This window comes from Pseudomonas delhiensis (genome assembly GCF_900187975.1).
Lineage (GTDB): Bacteria > Pseudomonadota > Gammaproteobacteria > Pseudomonadales > Pseudomonadaceae > Pseudomonas > Pseudomonas delhiensis.
In genome coordinates, this window is record NZ_FZPC01000016.1 from 59,316 (window position 1) to 74,458 (window position 15,143).

19 protein-coding genes and 2 riboswitches are annotated in these 15,143 nt (G+C 69.9%); of the genes, 9 read left to right on the top strand and 10 right to left on the bottom strand.

All coding sequences use genetic code 11. The annotated features are described in order from the left end of the window. Both CHC02_RS15635 and CHC02_RS15640 read left to right on the top strand, forming a co-directional pair. A complete protein-coding gene (locus CHC02_RS15635; RefSeq protein ID WP_089392463.1) occupies positions 1-1,605 on the top strand; it encodes a MutS-related protein in 1,605 nt (534 codons plus the stop codon). Then, positions 1,602-3,113 (top strand): MutS-related protein, encoded by a 1,512-nt coding sequence (locus CHC02_RS15640; protein WP_089392381.1) that lies wholly within the window; start codon positions 1,602-1,604, stop codon positions 3,111-3,113. Before CHC02_RS15635 ends, CHC02_RS15640 begins: the two co-directional genes overlap by 4 nt. On the opposite strand, the gene CHC02_RS15645 is transcribed toward CHC02_RS15640, so the two are convergent. Beyond that, entirely contained in the window at positions 3,110-4,375 is a 1,266-nt protein-coding gene (locus CHC02_RS15645) for an MFS transporter (RefSeq protein ID WP_089392464.1), read from the bottom strand. The genes CHC02_RS15640 and CHC02_RS15645 overlap by 4 nt on opposite strands. Positions 4,376-4,524: 149 nt before the next feature. Beyond that, a riboswitch (Fluoride riboswitch) is annotated at positions 4,525-4,587 on the top strand. A 124-nt stretch (positions 4,588-4,711) separates the two neighbouring features. Between CHC02_RS15645 and crcB the strand changes: the two genes are divergently transcribed. Both crcB and CHC02_RS15655 read left to right on the top strand, forming a co-directional pair. Continuing rightward, complete coding sequence (crcB, locus tag CHC02_RS15650; protein WP_089392382.1) at positions 4,712-5,095, top strand: fluoride efflux transporter CrcB; 384 nt, start codon at positions 4,712-4,714, stop codon at positions 5,093-5,095. Between the two features lie 13 nt (positions 5,096-5,108). Then, positions 5,109-5,453: a DUF190 domain-containing protein gene (locus CHC02_RS15655; protein ID WP_089392383.1), complete on the top strand. Its 345-nt coding sequence runs from the start codon at positions 5,109-5,111 to the stop codon at positions 5,451-5,453. A 287-nt stretch (positions 5,454-5,740) separates the two neighbouring features. Here CHC02_RS15655 and CHC02_RS15660 read toward each other — a convergent pair whose 3' ends face one another. The 5 genes from CHC02_RS15660 to CHC02_RS15680 form a co-directional block, all read right to left on the bottom strand. Beyond that, positions 5,741-6,367, bottom strand: a complete 627-nt coding sequence (locus CHC02_RS15660; RefSeq protein WP_089392384.1) for a histidine phosphatase family protein — start codon at positions 6,365-6,367, stop codon at positions 5,741-5,743. Between the two features lie 19 nt (positions 6,368-6,386). Then, positions 6,387-6,857: an HAD family hydrolase gene (locus tag CHC02_RS15665; protein ID WP_089392385.1), complete on the bottom strand. Its 471-nt coding sequence runs from the start codon at positions 6,855-6,857 to the stop codon at positions 6,387-6,389. Positions 6,858-6,878: 21 nt separating this feature from the next. Next, positions 6,879-7,085 (bottom strand): universal stress protein, encoded by a 207-nt coding sequence (locus CHC02_RS15670; RefSeq protein WP_089392386.1) that lies wholly within the window; start codon positions 7,083-7,085, stop codon positions 6,879-6,881. Then, positions 7,078-7,425: a DUF190 domain-containing protein gene (locus tag CHC02_RS15675; RefSeq protein WP_089392387.1), complete on the bottom strand. Its 348-nt coding sequence runs from the start codon at positions 7,423-7,425 to the stop codon at positions 7,078-7,080. The genes CHC02_RS15670 and CHC02_RS15675 overlap by 8 nt, the downstream gene beginning before the upstream one ends. 143 nt (positions 7,426-7,568) lie before the next feature. Further along, positions 7,569-7,630, bottom strand: a riboswitch (Fluoride riboswitch). Between the two features lie 57 nt (positions 7,631-7,687). Beyond that, positions 7,688-8,104 (bottom strand): hypothetical protein, encoded by a 417-nt coding sequence (locus CHC02_RS15680; RefSeq protein ID WP_089392388.1) that lies wholly within the window; start codon positions 8,102-8,104, stop codon positions 7,688-7,690. Between the two features lie 364 nt (positions 8,105-8,468). On the opposite strand from CHC02_RS15680, the gene CHC02_RS15685 reads away from it, so the two are divergent. Then, positions 8,469-8,726, top strand: coding sequence for a hypothetical protein (locus tag CHC02_RS15685; protein WP_089392389.1), 258 nt, complete (start codon positions 8,469-8,471; stop codon positions 8,724-8,726). Positions 8,727-8,777: 51 nt separating this feature from the next. Here CHC02_RS15685 and CHC02_RS30745 read toward each other — a convergent pair whose 3' ends face one another. Both CHC02_RS30745 and CHC02_RS15695 read right to left on the bottom strand, forming a co-directional pair. Then, positions 8,778-9,524, bottom strand: a complete 747-nt coding sequence (locus tag CHC02_RS30745) for a CatB-related O-acetyltransferase (RefSeq protein WP_089392390.1) — start codon at positions 9,522-9,524, stop codon at positions 8,778-8,780. A gap of 159 nt (positions 9,525-9,683) precedes the next feature. Continuing rightward, positions 9,684-10,460 carry an NAD(P)H-dependent oxidoreductase gene (locus CHC02_RS15695; RefSeq protein WP_089392391.1) on the bottom strand — a complete coding sequence of 259 codons (777 nt, stop codon included), beginning with the start codon at positions 10,458-10,460 and terminating at the stop codon, positions 9,684-9,686. A gap of 85 nt (positions 10,461-10,545) precedes the next feature. On the opposite strand from CHC02_RS15695, the gene CHC02_RS15700 reads away from it, so the two are divergent. Beyond that, positions 10,546-11,439: a LysR family transcriptional regulator gene (locus tag CHC02_RS15700; protein ID WP_089392392.1), complete on the top strand. Its 894-nt coding sequence runs from the start codon at positions 10,546-10,548 to the stop codon at positions 11,437-11,439. Between the two features lie 80 nt (positions 11,440-11,519). Then, on the top strand, positions 11,520-11,783 hold the full coding sequence (locus tag CHC02_RS15705; protein ID WP_089392393.1) for a hypothetical protein: 264 nt from the start codon (positions 11,520-11,522) through the stop codon (positions 11,781-11,783). On the opposite strand, the gene CHC02_RS15710 is transcribed toward CHC02_RS15705, so the two are convergent. Both CHC02_RS15710 and CHC02_RS15715 read right to left on the bottom strand, forming a co-directional pair. Next, on the bottom strand, positions 11,780-12,883 hold the full coding sequence (locus CHC02_RS15710; protein WP_089392394.1) for a WD40/YVTN/BNR-like repeat-containing protein: 1,104 nt from the start codon (positions 12,881-12,883) through the stop codon (positions 11,780-11,782). The two genes, CHC02_RS15705 and CHC02_RS15710, sit on opposite strands and share 4 nt — an antisense overlap. A 10-nt stretch (positions 12,884-12,893) precedes the next feature. Then, positions 12,894-13,163 carry a MoaD/ThiS family protein gene (locus CHC02_RS15715; protein WP_089392395.1) on the bottom strand — a complete coding sequence of 90 codons (270 nt, stop codon included), beginning with the start codon at positions 13,161-13,163 and terminating at the stop codon, positions 12,894-12,896. A 176-nt stretch (positions 13,164-13,339) separates the two neighbouring features. Here CHC02_RS15715 and CHC02_RS15720 point away from each other — a divergent pair, with 176 nt between their 5' ends. Together CHC02_RS15720 and CHC02_RS15725 are read left to right on the top strand one after the other, a co-directional pair. Then, the gene (locus CHC02_RS15720; protein ID WP_089392396.1) at positions 13,340-13,525 is read left to right on the top strand and encodes a hypothetical protein; all 186 of its coding nucleotides are present in this window, start codon (positions 13,340-13,342) and stop codon (positions 13,523-13,525) included. 151 nt (positions 13,526-13,676) lie between these two features. Then, a complete protein-coding gene (locus CHC02_RS15725) occupies positions 13,677-15,041 on the top strand; it encodes a glutamine synthetase family protein (RefSeq protein WP_089392397.1) in 1,365 nt (454 codons plus the stop codon). Positions 15,042-15,143: the final 102 nt, after the last annotated feature.

Consider the following 15,143-nt stretch of genomic DNA (forward strand, 5'->3'; position numbering starts at 1 on the left):
ATGTCATCAGCCATGCAGCCGCTTTCCGGCACCGCCGCGCTCGATCCGCACGTCGCGGACACGCCCCCCGGCGACTTCCACAGCATCCTCTTCCCCGGCGCTCGCCGGCCAACCCTGGCCAGCGCGCCGCCGCCCTGCTTCAGGGACCTGAACCTCGACCAGGTGGTCGACGCCATCACCGCGGACCGCCACGAGTACGACCTGGAGCCGTTCTTCTACACCCACCTGGACGACCTCGACGCCATCGTCTACCGCCAGGAGGTGATGCACGACCTGCTGGACCCCGGCCTGCTCGCCGACCTCCAGGCCTTCGCCGCCGGCATGCGCGCCGTGCGCCGGCACCTGGTGCCGGAAGAGAAGCTCTACTACGCGCGCCAGCAGCAGCGCAGCTTCGTCGAGGCGGTGCGGGTGTATTGCGACACGCTCACGCAGCTGGCGCGGGCCCTGGCCGCCCGCCCCTTCGCGTCGCGCGGCCTGCGCGGGCTGCTGGCGTACCTGGGGCGCTACCTGGCCGCGGAGCGCTTCGTCGGCCTGGCCGGGGACACCCGCCACCTGCTCGACGGGCTCGGCGCCGTCACCTACTCGATGCTGATCAGGGACAACCAGGTCCGCGTCCAGCGCTACGAGCCGACCGAGGACATCAGCGAGGCCATCGACAGGACCTTCGCGAAATTCCGCCAGGGCGACGTGCGCGACTACCACGCCAGGTTCAACGAATGGCCGGGCATGAACCACGTCGAGGCGGCCGTGCTGGACAGGGTGGCGCAGCTCTACCCGGAGGTCTTCGCCGAGCAGGCCGGATTCTGCGAGAAGCACGCGGACTTCATCGACGCGACCGTCCAGGACTTCGACCGCGAGGTGCAGTTCTACCTGGCCTACCTGGCCTACATCCAGCCGCTGGTGGACGCCGGCATGCCCTTCTGCTTCCCCGGCGTGCGCACCGACAGCAAGGCCGTGTTCGCCCGCAACGCCTTCGACCTCGCCCTGGCCAGCCGCCTGGTGCGCAACAGCAACCGCCTGGAGGTGGTGTGCAACGACTTCGAGCTGGCCGGGCGCGAGCGCATCCTGGTGGTCTCCGGCCCCAACCAGGGCGGCAAGACCACCTTCGCCCGCCTGGTCGGCCAGCTGCACTACCTGGCCTGCATCGGCTGCCGGGTGCCGGCCGAGGCCGCCGAGCTGTTCCTCTTCGACCGCCTCTACACCCTGTTCGAGAAACAGGAGCGCCCCGGCGACCTGCGCGGCAAGCTGCAGGACGACCTGCTCCGCGCCCGCGGGATACTCGAGGGCGCCAGCGGCCGCAGCCTGATCCTGATCAACGAGATCTTCTCCTCGACCACCGCCAGCGACGCCGCCTTCCTCGGCCAGAAGATCCTCGCGCGGATCATCGCCCTGGACGCCCTCTGCGTGTGCGTCACCTTCATCCACGAGCTGACGCAGATGGGCCAGAGCATCGTCAGCATGATGAGCTGCGTCGACCCCGACGACCCGTCCCGGCGCACCTTCAAGGTCCTGCGCAAGCCCGCGGACCGGCTGTCCTACGCCCTCTCCATCGCCCGCAAGCACCGCCTCGCCTACGACAGCGTGAAGGAGCGCATCCGGCCATGAAAGCCCACCTCATGTACCCGCAGGCCGACTTCGACCTGGACAAGCCGCCGCCGCTGCACGCCGAGGACCTGGTCCAGGACCTGGCCCTGGACACCCTGTTCGACGCCATGGCCGGCGACGACAAGTACCTCCGCCAGGTCGCCCGCTGCGCGCTGCTGACCGCCTTCGACAGCACCCCGGAGGTGGTCCGCTACCGCCAGGCGGTGCTGCGCGACTGCCTGGCCAACCAGGCGGTGGTGCGCGACCTGTACCGCCTCGCCCTGGACGTGCTGGGGCTGGAGCAGAACATCTACCTGAGCTTCATGACCAAGTACCCCAGCAGCATCATGCACCGCTCGCTGAAGCTGCTGCACCTGCAGATCGACCTGCTCCGGCGCCTGCGGCGGATGGCCGACGAGCAGGCCGGGCGCTTCGCCTCGGAGGGCTTCGGCAAGCTGTTCGCCCTGATCCGCGAGGAGATCAGCGACCAGTACTTCGCCGAACTGCAGGACCACTTCGAGCAGCTCAAGCTGCGCAAGGGCTTTCTCGTCAGCGCCCGCCTGGGCCCGCTGAACCGCGGCGTGGCCTACTGCCTGCGGCGCTACCCCAGGCCCCAGGGCTCCTGGCTCAAGCGCCTGCTGAGCAAGAAGCCGGAGAGCTACGTCTACGAGATCGCCGAGCGCGACGAGACCGGCGCCACGGCGCTGTCGGAGCTGCAGGACAGGGGCGCCAACGAGGTGGCCAACGCCCTCGCCCAGGCCGCCGAGCACATCACCGGCTTCTTCGCCATGCTGCGCACCGAGCTGGCGTTCTACATCGGCTGCCTCAACCTGCGCGAACACCTGAGCGAGCTGCGCGGCGACATCTGCTTCGCCGACGTCAGCCCCGCCGGGCAGTACCGGCAGGCCTTCGAAGGCCTCTACGACATCTGCCTGGCGCTGAACATGCGGCGCGCGGTGGTCGGCAACGACCTGGCCGGCGACGACCGCCAGCTGTTCGTCATCACCGGCGCCAACCAGGGCGGCAAGTCGACCTTCCTGCGCAGCATCGGCATCGCCCAACTGATGCTGCAGTGCGGCCTGTTCGTGCCGGCGCGGCAGCTGCGCGCCAACCTCTGCGACGGCCTGTACACCCACTACAAGCGCGAGGAGGACGCCAGCATGAAGCGCGGCAAGCTGGACGAGGAACTCGCCCGCATGAGCGACATCGTCGACCACCTGAGCCCGCGCTCGATCCTGCTGTGCAACGAATCCTTCGCCGCCACCAACGAGCGCGAGGGCTCGGAAATCGCCCGCCAGGTGGTGCGCGCGCTGGCCGAGGCCGGGGTGAAGACCTTCTTCGTCACCCACCTCCACGACTTCGCCCACAGCCTTTACGAAGCGCCGCCAGCGGGCAGCCTGTTCCTCCGCGCCGAGCGCCGCGACGACGGCGGGCGGACCTTCCGCATCACCGAGGGCGCCCCGCTGGCCACCGCGTTCGGCACCGACCTGTACGCGCAGGTCTTCACCGAGCCCGCGGCCGCCGGCTAGCCGCCGCGGGCCCGCAGCCGGGCCAGCGCGGCGGTGCCCGCGGCCATCAGCACGGCGGCGCAGACGAACGCCAGCACCGGCGAGACGGCGCTCCAGAGCAGGCCGACCGTCGCGCTGGAAACGAACTTGGCGGTGCCGTTCACGGTGCCGAGCGCGCCATAGCTCAGGGCCAGCGTCTGCGGCTGCACCATGTCGGCGGTCACGGTGGACTCCAGGGCCTCCTGCACCGACACGTACAGGCCGGCGACGGTGAACAGCAGCGCCAGCAGCGGCAGGCTGTCCACCCGCAGCCAGAAGGCCAGGGCCGCCAGCAGCGCCGTCAGGGCGCCCAGGGCATAGCCGGCGACCAGCACCGGCAGGGAGCCCAGGCGGTCGGCCAGCGCGCCGATGGGATAGGACGTCAGCACCTGCACCAGGTTGCGCCAGACATACAGCAGGCCGGCGACCTGCGCCGCCTGGACCACGCCCAGGCTGCCGGCCAGCAACTGCGTGGCGGCGAGGATGAGCAGGCTGTGGCTGAAATCGCCGATGCCGAACAGCCCGACGGCCCCCAGGTAGCGCTTGAAGCGCAGCGGCAGGCCCTTCAGCGTCTGGAAGAACTTCAGCCCGGGGTTCGCCGAGTGCTGCGGGTCCCTGACCAGGGTCAGGAACGCCAGCACGGCCAGCACGCCGGGAATCACGCTCAGCCACAGCACCAGGCGGAACGGCCCGCTGGCATCATCCCAGGGCAGCCGCTGGGCCCAGCCCAGCAGCGCGACGCCCAGCAGGGGCCCGGCCACGGCGCCCAGGGTATCCATCGCGCGGTGGAAACCGAAGGCCCGGCCGCGGCTCTCGGCCGTCACCGCCTGGACCACGATGGCGTCGCGCAGCGGGCCGCGCAGCCCCTTGCCGAACCAGGAGACCAGCCGCCCGAGGAGGATCAGCGGCCAGCCCAGGGCAAGGGCCAGCAGCACCTGCCCGACCGGCGTCAGCCCGTAGCCGATCACCACCAGCAGCTTGCGATGCCCCAGCTTGTCGGCGATGTAGCCGGAGAACATCTTGGTGTAGGCGGCCAGGGCGTCGGCGATCCCCTCGATGATGCCCAGCGCGGCGGCGGGAATCCCCAGCACCGCGAGGAACCCGGGCAGTATCACGGTGGTGGTCTCGTAGCAGAAATCGCCCAGGGCGCTGGTCACCCCCGCCCCCACCACCGTGCCGTTGAGCCAGGCCGTGCGGCCCGCCTTGCCGGCCGTTTCCGGCGCCTGCTGCTGCGATGGGTGCATCATGCCTCCCGGTTCGTCCTGCGACTTCCGCCACATGGTTACAGCTCCTGCGCCGAATGGAAACGGCGGCGGCCAGTCCGCCGGCCCGGCCCCGGGCGCCTCGCTCAGCCAGCGAAAGGGGTTCCCCCCATGGGGGTAAAATGCTAGCTTTCGCCGCAGGAGATGGCATTCCTCCTTTAACCGCCCCCCGTGCTGATGATGCCTGCGTGAACCCTGGACAGGGTGCGTAGGTGTGCGTCCTGTCCTTTTGCAAAAGGACCGGACCGTGACCGCGACACCCCACCCACTCCCCTCCCCGGCATTGCCCCCACCCTCCTCCGACGGAGGCCCGCTGGCATGCTGAAATCCATCCTGGTGATCGTCCTGGGCGGCTCCATCGGCTGCCTGCTGCGCTGGTTCCTCGGCCTGCAGCTCAACGCCCTGTTCACCACCATTCCCCCGGGCACCTGGGCGGCCAACATGATCGGCGGCTACGTCGTCGGCCTGGCCGTGGCCTTCTTCGCCGCCAACCCCACTCTCAGCCCGGAATGGCGCCTGCTGCTGATCACCGGCTTCTGCGGCGGCCTGACCACCTTCTCGACCTTCTCCGCGGAAACCTTCTCGCTGCTGCAGACCGGACGCGTGGCCTGGGCGCTGGGGGAAATCGCGGTGCACGTCGCAGGTTCGCTGCTGGCGACGGCCGCGGGCGTTCTAACCTACACCTTGCTGGGCGCACGCTGACGGAGGCGTAATCATGAAAGGCTACCTGGTGACCTTCTTCACCCAACAGAGCCGCCGCCACGGCGGCAAGCTGATCACCGACTGGATGGTCGACCTGGCCCGCGGCATGAAGCTCAAGGGCGCCACCCTGGTGGTCGGCGCGGAAGGCTTCGGCCATGCCGGGCGGGTGCACTCCTACCACTTCTTCGAACTGGCCGACCAGCCGGTGGAAATCTGCCTGGCCGTCTCCGAGGAGGAGTGCGAGCGCCTGTTCGAGCGCCTGGAAGCCGAGGACCTGGCGCTGTTCTACGTGAAGACGCCCGTGGAAATGGGCACCGTCGGCAAGCGCAAGGCCGACCGCGACACCCCCGCCACCTGACGACCACGGAGACCCGCACAGGGGCAGAGGGGGTGCCTCGCGCGCCCACGCCACCCGAGCAGAGGTGACGCATGAGCGCCGCCGACCGTGCCACCGGGGCGTCAGGCGCAGCCGGCGAATCCAATCGCGGACGGAGTTCGCTCCTACGGTTCCAGGGAGGCCGCGCCGAGGTGCTCTTCGTAGGAGCGGGCCCTGCCCGCGAATCGCGCGCAGGGCGCGCTCCTACAGGTGGGACAGCGGTGGCGGGGTAGGACTCCGTCCGCGATCATCCGTCGTTGAAAACAGCCTCAACCCTCAGCCTTCACCCCGGCCAGATGGTAGGTCTCGTTGAGCCGGTGCAGCGTGAAGAGGTCATCCTCCACGACCAGTTCGTTGACGCAGCAGGGCTCCTGCTTCAGCCGCCAGTAGCGCGCCAGCGGCAGGCCCAGCGCCTGCAGCAACAGAACCCGATTGATACTGTCGTGCCCCACCAGCACCAGGGTCTGCCCGGCATGCTGCCGCAGCACCTCGCGCAGCACGCGGGTGCCGCGGGCCAGCACGTCGGCCAGGCTCTCGCCATCGGGGATGGCCGCCAGGTCCGGCGCCTCCAGCCAGATGCGGTGCTCCTCCGGCCAGCGGGCGCGCACTTCGTCGTGGGTCAGGCCCTGCCACTGGCCGTAGTCGGTGTCGGCCAGGCCTTCCAGGGCCTGCGCCGGGGCGCCGGTGGCGCGGGCGATGGCGGCGCCGGTGTCGATGCAGCGCGACAGCGGGCTGGTGTAGATCGCCACCGGCTGCCAGCTTTCCGCGATGCGCCGGGCCACCGCCTCGGCCTGGCGCCGGCCCGGCGCCGACAGCGGCAGTTCGGCGCGGCCGCGGAAGCGCTCCGGGGCGATCCAGTCCACGTGGCCGTGGCGGGTCAGAATGATCCTTGTCATCGTCCTGCTCCTGTCAGGTTCAGCAGCGCAGGCTGGCAATGATGCGCTGCGGGTGGCTCAGCATATCCAGGGCGCCGAGGATGTCCAGGGCGACCAGGTCCGCCGAGCCGATGGCCACCGAGGAAGCGCCCTCCGGGCCGATCACCGCGATGCCCAGGGCCGACTGCTGCAACATGTAGCGGTCGTTGCTGCCGTTGCCGATGGCCACCACGCCGTGCAGGCCCAGGGTGCGCAGGTAGTCCTCCTTGGAAATGGCCTGGTCCTTCTCGGACAGCACCAGCAGGTTCACCTCCAGCGCCGCCAGTTCCGCCTCGGCGCTGCCGAAGGTATCGCCGGTGACCACGTGCAGGGCCAGCTTCCGGCCGAGCACCTCCAGGCGCTCGGCCACCCCGTCGATCAGCCGGCCATCCACGGCCAGGGTGCCGTTGTAGTCGCAGATCATGTGTTTCAACTGCAAGCTGCCCACGCCGGGAATGTCGATCTGCAGCATGTCGTTTCCTCCTCCGGCCGCTCAGCCGCGGATGACCGTGACCGCGCAGGGCGCGTGGTCGATCACCTGGCGCGCCACCGAGCCCAGCAGCGCCCCGAGGATCAGCTGGGCGATGGTCCCGACGACGATCTCCGACAGCGCCGTGGCGATGCGCAGGAAGATCGACACCAGCGTCGCCAGCAACGCCAGCCCCAGCCACAGGGCGGCCTGGGCCCATATCTCAGTCATGGCGGCCTCCGTTGGCGGGCTCGTCGTCCTCGCCCAGTACGCCGAACTCGACGGGGGTCTTCACGTACACCAGCTTCAGGTATTCCTCGGCCAGGCGCGTGAAGATCCGCTGCATTTCCGCCTCGGTGACCATCATCACCACTTCCAGGGGCTGGTCGGCCAGCTCGAAGAAGCGCGCGGCATGCATCCGCTGGTGGTGGCCGAACCCCTCCCTGGCGGCCAGCAGGGTGGCGCCATGCACGCCCAGGCGCAGCGCCTCGGCCATCAGCCACTCGGCGACGGGCTGGTGGTGGACCTTGCGGTCCTGCTGGGTGAAGAAGGTCAGCTGGTAGCCCTTCATGGCGCACCCTCCCCCGCCCAGCACGGCGTACCGGCTTGCGGGAGCGGGGTGCGGAAGGCGGCGGAACGGGACGGGTCGGGCATGTGCGCTGTCCATGGGCAGACCATGGACAGCAGAACAATGCCTACGCCGCCCATGGAGGGTTATGCGTAGGCATCATCAGCCGGGGGGCGGTTAGAGGAGGAATGCCATCTCCTGGTTAACGACATTAGCAAAGCCTTGGAAAAATGCACGCGGTCGGCGACGGCCGCGCAGGCCTGGCCTAGTGGCTGCCACCCAGCAGGTCGAAGGAATCCAGCAGGCGCCAGGCGATTTCCGGGGTGCGCTCCAGGCCCCGGCGGATGGCCGCGGGGATGGCCTGGCGGGTCTTGCGGCACAGGCCGGGCTGCCCGGCGATGCGGATGTCCAGGCCGCGCATGCTGCGCACCTCGTTGAAACCGGGGGCAATGCTCAGGCGCAGGCCGAGCTGTTCGTACATGCGCTGCTGCATGTGCTGCAGGTCGGCCAGGTCCTTGAGCTGCTCCAGGCGCTGCAACAGGCGCTGCTCCTCCTGGCGGGTGAGCAGGAGGATGCGGACGTCGCCATGGGGGTCGGCCAGCAGCGCCTCGCGCCCGCAATCGCAGGCACCCGGCGGGCAGGGTTGGCGGAGGGGGAGCTGGCCGTTCATGGCATCGAGCATAGCGATTCGCCGCGGGCGGCGCCCCTACACCGCGTAAAAATTCCCACGCTGAATTCGCCTTGAGGTCCTACGAGGGCGCTGGATAGATTCCGCCCTGCCGCAACCTTGCTGTGGCCGGGGGTAGGATCCCGTTGGTACGAGGAGTGGTGCGTCATATCGCGATTACAAGTGATCCATCGCCGTCTGTATTCGCGTTCCGTGGCGGACCGTGCGGGGAGGCTTCGGCCTGCCGTTTTCCTCATACCCGGTGATCCTACCCCCGTACGGTCCGCCTCCCTTTTCCGGGAGGCGGCTCTTGATCCCGCTCAGGAGCAATGGAACATGCACTCTCCGCACTTCGCCCTCCACACCCAGGAGGCGCGCCATGTCTGACCTGCAACCCCTCACCAGCCTGGCCCAGCTCCACGACGACGTGCTGTTCGTCGACGCCGGCGCCCCCGCCCAGCACCTGTTCGAAGCCGCCGAGCGCCGCCTGGTGGCCCTGGAGGACCTGCTGTGCCTGCTGGCCGACTGCCCCGACGAAATGCCGCTGGTGCAGGGCCAGGCCCGCCTGGTCTCGGCCCTGCTGCCGATGGCGGCGGAAGCGCGGCAGCTCTACCAGTTGGCCCAGGACCGGCGCTGAGCGCCCCGGCGTTCCGTACGGGGCGGCGCAGCGCTGCCGCTCCGTACCGGGCTAGCCGGCGCCCTCGGACAGCAGGCGGCAGCCCTGGCGGCGGATTTCGATGTTCGGGTAGACCGGCGAGCGCGCCTCGCCGCTGGCGCGCAGGGCCTCCACACGCTCCAACGCTTCTTCGATGCGCGACAACGGCAAGGCGGCGATCTGCGCCGGCGCCAGGTCCCACCAGCGGCTGGCCAGCAGGCGCTCGCAGATTTCCGGCGGGAAGCGGTAGCGCACCACCTTCGCCGGCGAACCGGCGACTATGGCATAGGGCGGCACGTCGCGGGTCACCACGGACATGGCCGCCACCACGGCGCCATCGTGGATCTTCACCCCGCTCATCACCACCGCCCCCTCGCCGATGAAGGCGTCGTTGCCGATCCAGGTGTCGGCGTCGGTGTCCTCGTAGCGCTGGCGCGGCGTGTCGTAGCGGTCGAACACACCCGGCTCGTACTGCACCGAGCTGGTGCTCAGCCAGTCCATCGGGTGCGCCCGGGCGGCCAGGCCGACACGGCAGTGCTGGCCGGTGGAGCTGAAGCGGCCGATGTGCGAGATGCGATGGAAGCTGGTGGCGCGGATGGTGGAGAAGGCGCCGATGCGCATCTCGTCGCGGTAGATCTTGAACTCCGCCTCGCCGATGCTGCCGGGCGCCTCGACCAGCAGGCGCTTGCCGCGCCCCAGGCGGCTGACGCCGCTGCGGAATTCGATGTCGTGCTCTTCCAGCCAGTGCTTCCAGCGGCTGTTGCGCCAGCTCTTCAACATGGGTCCGTGATCCTTTTGTATGTTTTCCGATACGGACCTCTGACAGGCGGGATACGTGCAAGGTTCTGTTGAAGTGAATTGCGGGGGTGTGAGTTGCTTTTCGTAGGAGCGAGCTTGCTCGCTCCTACGAAAAGCGGTGCACCGCCCCCATCGAGACTGTCACCCCAGATGCGCAGCAAAGCCTGTCAGCTGCGGGGCGATGTCCTCACGCAAGGTCAACGCGGGTATCTCGTAGTCCCCTGCGTTCTGCCGGCGGAACGGGAGGGGCGCGGTGCTGAACAGCCTGTCCAGGCGCTCGCCATAGGCCTGCTCGATGGCGGCGTAGCGGGCCTCATCCATGCGCCCGGCGCGGTACACCAGGAACGCCGGCAGCACCTCGAAGCCCGGGTAGTAGAGGATGCCGTGGTGGATGGGGAACAGCAGGTCGTCGATCGGCCCGTTGATGCCGCGGGCGCTGTAGTGCGATTCCCAGCCGCCGGTGGTGACCACCAGCATGGCGCGCTTGCCGGCCAGGCTGCCCTCGCCGTAGCGGTCGCCCCAGCGCGCATCGGAGTGCTCGCCCACGCCGTAGGCGAAGCCATAGGCGTACACGCGCTCGACCCAGCCCTTGAGGATGGCCGGCATGGAGAACCACCACAGCGGGAACTGCAGGATCAGCGCGTCGGCCCAGCGCAGCTTGGCCTGCTCGGCGGCGATGTCGGCGCTCTGCCGGCCGCCGGCATAGGCGCGGCGGGAATCCTCGGAGGGGTCGAAGCGCCCGGCGGCCGCGCCGTCCAGGCTGTCGGCGGCATCCAGCGGGGCCTTCCAGCCCATGGCGTATAGGTCTGAGACCTGCACCTGGTGGCCGGCGGCCTGCAGGCGGCGCACGGCGAAGTCCTTGAGCGAGCCGTTGAGCGAGCGGGGTTCGGGGTGGGCATAGACGATGAGGATATTCATGAAGGGCCTCCAATGGGTGGATGGCCGCAGCATGGCGTTGCCCACGGTATAGTGGAAATGAATATCCATTACACCAGGTATAGTCATGACCAATCTGCGCACCCTGGACCTGAACCTGCTGGTGACCCTCGACGTGCTGCTGGCCGAGCACAACGTCACCCGCGCCGCGCAGCGCCTGCACTTCTCCCAGCCCTCGGTGAGCGTGCAACTGGCCAGGCTGCGCGAGCTGTTCGACGACCCGCTGCTGCTGCCCGGCCCCCGCGGCATGCGCCCCACCGCCCGCGCCGAGGCGCTGCGCGAGCCCCTGCGCCAGGCCCTGGCGGCACTGGAGCGGGCGGTGGCGCCGAGCGAGCCGTTCGACCCCGGCACCGCGAACAACACCTGGCGCCTGGTGGCCTCCGACTACAGCGAGGCCACCGTGGTGCTGCCGGCCCTGCGCGGCCTGCGCGAGGCGGCGCCGGGCACGCGCCTGGCGCTGTTGCCGCTGCAGCCGGCGCTGATCGTCCGGCAGCTGGAACAGGGCGACGCCGACCTGGTGTTCCACACCACCGAGGACGCCCCCGAAGGGCTGCGCCGGCGCCCGCTGTTCCAGGAGCGCTACGTGCTGGTCGGCCGCGCCGGCCACCCGCGGCTGAATCGGCGGCCGAGCCTGGATCGGTTCTGCCAGCTGGAGCAGGTGATCGTCTCGCCGGACGGCGGCGGCTTCCACGGCCCCACCGACAAGGCCCTGGCCGAGCTGGGCCGCGAGCGCCGGGTGGTGCTGTCGGTGCCGCACTTCCAGTTCGTCGCCCCGGTGCTGGCCAGCACCGACCTGGTGGCCATGCTGCCGCAACGCCTGGTGCGCCCGGACAGCGGCCTGCGCATGGTGGAAGCGCCGCTGGAGGTGCCGGGGTACGAGATGTCGATGCTCTGGCACGAGCGCGCGCACCGCGACCCGGCGCACCAGTGGCTGCGGGGGTTCATCGCCGCGGCGGTGTGACGGCCTACCGCTCGGCTGGCCGCCGCCGCCGACGCCCTCAGCGGCGTAGGCTGGTGCGAGAACAAGAGGAGGACACGAGCATGCGGCAGCACAGCCACCCGGACTTCCACCTGCACGAGGCGCGCCGCGCCATGCTGCTGCGCTGGGCGCAGATGGCCCAATGGTTCGGCCTGGTGATGATCCTGCTGACCATTGGCCTGGCAGCCCTGGGCGACAGCCTGGACGACCCCACCGGCACGAGCATCATCACCCTTTGCGGGGTATTGGGCCTGGCGGCGCTGATCCCGGCGCGGATGGTCCTGGCGCACTACCAGAAGCAGGACGAACGCGACGGCCGGCCCTAGCCGAAACGCACGCAGTAGATCGGCGGCAGGTGCGCGGACAGGCATTCCCAGCGCTCGCCGCCATCCTCCGACAGCCACAGGCCGCCGGTGGTCGAGCCCATGGCCAGGCGTTCGCCATCGTCGTCCACGGCCAGGCCGTGGCGGTACACCAGGTCGTAGCACGGGCCCTGGGGCAGGCCCTGGCCCAGGGCCTGGAAGCTCTTGCCGCCATCCTCCGTGCGGTTGACCAAGAATCGCCCGGCCACCGGGATGCGGCATACGTCCTTCGTCGCCGGGACGAACCAGGCGGTGTCCGGCCGGGTGGGGTGCACGGCCACGGCGAAGCCGAAGCTGGAAGGCCGGGCCGGCACGTCGTGCCAGTGAACGCCGCCATCGCTGGAAACGAATATGCCGTTGTGGTGCTGCACCCACAGCCGGTCCGGCTGCGCCGGGCAATGCACCAGGCGGTGCGGGTCCTGGATGGCGCCCTCCTCGCGCAGCTCCGGCGGCATGTAGTCGGCGTACATGCCGGCGGTGGTGTTGCGCCAGCTGGCGCCTTCGTCGTGGCTCTGCCAGACGCCGCCGCAGGACACGCCGACGGTGAGGTGGCGGCTGTCACGCGGGTCGACGCTGACGGAGTGGATGCCCGGCCAGTCGTAGCCGCCGCCGAACCAGCGGGCACGCTCGGGGCGGTCCCACAGCGGGCGGTTGAGCGTCCAGCTGTCGCCGCGGTCGTCGCTGCGGAACAGGCCGCCGGGAATGGTCCCGGCCCAGAGGGTGCCGGCCTGGTCGGTGCCGCCGGTCTCCAGGCACCAGATCAGTTGCAGGCTCCAGGGCGCCTGGGGGGCATCGCCTTCGGCCGGCTCGGGCAAGGCGTCCGGCTGCGGCGGGTAGACCGGCACCGCGCATTCCTGCCAGTCGCCGCCGCTGGGCTTGCGCCACAGCTTGCAGCCGAAGTGGCCCAGGTCCAGCGCCGCGTAGAGGGTGTCGTCGCGGGGGTCGGCCAGCAGCATGTTCACCGGCTCGCCGAGGAAGTCCTGGCCCGCCTCGTGCCAGGCGCCGCGGTCGTTGATAAAGGTGAACAGGCCCTTGCGCGTGGCCACCAGCAGTCGATCGTCCATGCTTCCTCCTTCAGCCGCCCGACAGCGCCTGCACCACGTACACCTCGCTGTCGGCCGCCAGGGCATCGCCCAGGCCATGGCGGTCGCGCAGGCGCAGGCCGTCGATGAACACGGTGACATGCCGGCGCAGGCCGCCCTGGTCGTCCAGCAGGTAGCCGCGCAGGCGCGGATACCGGGCGAACACGCCTTCCAGCAGGCCGCCGAGGGTGGCGCCGGGCAGGTCCTGCTCGGGTACCTCGACGTGACGCTGGATGGACGGGGCGAAGACGATGTGGGCCATGGGCTGCGCGGCTTGACGGGTTTCGCTCAGTTTAGGCGGCATGGCCGGCGCCGGCGGCGCGGATCGACCGGGCGGCAATCAGTTTCGATTTCGCTCAACCGAGTTCCACTAGATTCACATTTAAAGCATCCATCGCCTGTGCCAGTCTCCGGGCATCGTCCTCCACGCAGCCACCCATGCACCTTCTGCAACAGCACTTCGCCGCCGCCAGCGCCTCCGCCCCCCGGGCAGAGCCCCTGCGCCTGGCGCGCGAACGCTGCCGCTGGCTGCGCCTGCAACCCCTCTCGCTGCCGCTGGAGCTGGCCTTCTGGGCGCTCTGGCACTGCCGCCACGCGCGTCCACCGGATAGCGCCGCACGCTGACGGGCGCCCCGCGCCCGGCCCTTCGCCGGCACTACGCTGAACGCAAGCGACACACGCGCCGCGTCCAGCCGTAGCCATAGCATCGCCTGCCCCGCCGCAGCCCGGCCGTGCAGGTCATCAGCGCGCCCCTCGGCGCTATGCGAGAACACCAATGAAATTCGCTCCCGTGCAAGAGGCCCAGGCCTTCCTGGCCGCCAACCCCGACATCGAGATGGTCGAGCTGTTCATCCTCGACGCCAACGGCGTGCCCCGCGGCAAGCTGCTGCACCGCGAGGAACTACTGGCGGTGTACGCGTCCGGCCGGCCCTTGCCGAGCACCATCCTCGGCCTCACCCTGCATGGCGAGGACGTGGAGGATTCCGGGCTGGTGTGGGACGTCGGCGACATCGACTGCCGCGCCTACCCGCTGGAAGGCAGCCTGGTGCGCCTGCCCTGGCGGCAGATCCCCACCGCCGCGGTGCAAGTCAGCATGCACCCGGTCGAAGGCAAGCCGGCGGACATCGCCGACCCGCGCCACGTGCTGGTCAAGGTGATCGACGAGCTGAAGGCCGCCGGCTACCACCCGGTGATGGCCTGCGAGCTGGAGTTCTACCTGCTGGACGCCAGGCGCGACGCCAACGGCCGCCCGCAACCGGCGCTGGACGCCGACGGCGGCCGGCCGCGCTCCACCCAGGTCTACGGCCTGCGCGAGCTGGAGCAGATCGAACCCTTCCTCGCCGACCTCTATGCCGCCTGCAAGGCCCAGGGCATCCCGGCGCGCACCGCCATCTCCGAGTACGCCCCCGGCCAGGTGGAGATCACCCTGGAGCATGGCGACGCCCTCACCGCCATGGACCAGGCCGTGCGCTACAAGCGCCTGGTGAAAGGCGTGGCGCACAAGCACGGGATGCAGGCCTGCTTCATGGCCAAGCCCTTCGACGACCTGGCCGGCACCGGCATGCACATGCACGTGTCCCTGGCCGATGCCGAGGGCGAAAACCTCTTCGCCAGCGAAGACCCGGCCGGCACGCCGCTACTGCGCCAGGCGGTGGGCGGCATGCTCGCCAGCCTGCTCGACTCGCTGCTGCTGTTCTGCCCCAACGCCAACTCCTACCGGCGCTTCCAGGCCAACAGCTATGCGCCGCTGGCGCCGACCTGGGGCTGCGACAACCGCACCGTCAGCCTGCGCGTACCGGGCGGGCCGGCCCACACCCGGCACATCGAGCACCGCATCTGCGGCGCCGACGCCAACCCCTACCTGGCGGCGGCGGCCATCCTCGCCGGCATCCACCGCGGCATCCGCGAAGACATCGACCCGGGCGCGCCGGTGGAAGGCAACGGCTACGCCCAGGCCAAGGAACTGCTGCCCACCGACTGGCTCACCTCGCTGCGCGCGCTGGAGCGCTCCAGCTGGGCGCGGGACGCGCTGGGGCAGGAATTCCTCGGCGTGTACCTCAAGGTGAAGCAGGCGGAGTACCGGCAGTTCATGGGCGAGGTCGGGGAGCAGGATTGGCGCTGGTATCTGCATCAGGCTTGAGCATGAAGCTGAGAGCCAAGAGCCCCTCTCCCCAGCCCTCTCCCTAAAGGGAGAGGGAGCATCCGTGCCGAGATGGGAATCGTGCCCTCCGGAAATACCAGC

Bases quoted from the DNA above. Each gene is read 5' to 3' on its own strand.
- CHC02_RS15660 (WP_089392384.1), bottom strand. From the start codon at position 6,367: ATGACAAGGATCATTCTGACCCGCCACGGCCACGTGGACTGGATCGCC.
- crcB (WP_089392382.1), top strand. From the start codon at position 4,712: ATGCTGAAATCCATCCTGGTGATCGTCCTGGGCGGCTCCATCGGCTGC.
- CHC02_RS15710 (WP_089392394.1), bottom strand. From the start codon at position 12,883: ATGGACGATCGACTGCTGGTGGCCACGCGCAAGGGCCTGTTCACCTTT.
- CHC02_RS15675 (WP_089392387.1), bottom strand. From the start codon at position 7,425: ATGAAGGGCTACCAGCTGACCTTCTTCACCCAGCAGGACCGCAAGGTC.
- CHC02_RS15645 (WP_089392464.1), bottom strand. From the start codon at position 4,375: ATGCACCCATCGCAGCAGCAGGCGCCGGAAACGGCCGGCAAGGCGGGC.
- CHC02_RS15670 (WP_089392386.1), bottom strand. From the start codon at position 7,085: ATGACTGAGATATGGGCCCAGGCCGCCCTGTGGCTGGGGCTGGCGTTG.
- CHC02_RS30745 (WP_089392390.1), bottom strand. From the start codon at position 9,524: ATGTTGAAGAGCTGGCGCAACAGCCGCTGGAAGCACTGGCTGGAAGAG.
- CHC02_RS15695 (WP_089392391.1), bottom strand. From the start codon at position 10,460: ATGAATATCCTCATCGTCTATGCCCACCCCGAACCCCGCTCGCTCAAC.
- CHC02_RS15705 (WP_089392393.1), top strand. From the start codon at position 11,520: ATGCGGCAGCACAGCCACCCGGACTTCCACCTGCACGAGGCGCGCCGC.
- CHC02_RS15665 (WP_089392385.1), bottom strand. From the start codon at position 6,857: ATGCTGCAGATCGACATTCCCGGCGTGGGCAGCTTGCAGTTGAAACAC.
- CHC02_RS15720 (WP_089392396.1), top strand. From the start codon at position 13,340: ATGCACCTTCTGCAACAGCACTTCGCCGCCGCCAGCGCCTCCGCCCCC.
- CHC02_RS15715 (WP_089392395.1), bottom strand. From the start codon at position 13,163: ATGGCCCACATCGTCTTCGCCCCGTCCATCCAGCGTCACGTCGAGGTA.
- CHC02_RS15685 (WP_089392389.1), top strand. From the start codon at position 8,469: ATGTCTGACCTGCAACCCCTCACCAGCCTGGCCCAGCTCCACGACGAC.
- CHC02_RS15635 (WP_089392463.1), top strand. From the start codon at position 1: ATGTCATCAGCCATGCAGCCGCTTTCCGGCACCGCCGCGCTCGATCCG.
- CHC02_RS15655 (WP_089392383.1), top strand. From the start codon at position 5,109: ATGAAAGGCTACCTGGTGACCTTCTTCACCCAACAGAGCCGCCGCCAC.
- CHC02_RS15700 (WP_089392392.1), top strand. From the start codon at position 10,546: ATGACCAATCTGCGCACCCTGGACCTGAACCTGCTGGTGACCCTCGAC.
- CHC02_RS15640 (WP_089392381.1), top strand. From the start codon at position 1,602: ATGAAAGCCCACCTCATGTACCCGCAGGCCGACTTCGACCTGGACAAG.
- CHC02_RS15725 (WP_089392397.1), top strand. From the start codon at position 13,677: ATGAAATTCGCTCCCGTGCAAGAGGCCCAGGCCTTCCTGGCCGCCAAC.
- CHC02_RS15680 (WP_089392388.1), bottom strand. From the start codon at position 8,104: ATGCTCGATGCCATGAACGGCCAGCTCCCCCTCCGCCAACCCTGCCCG.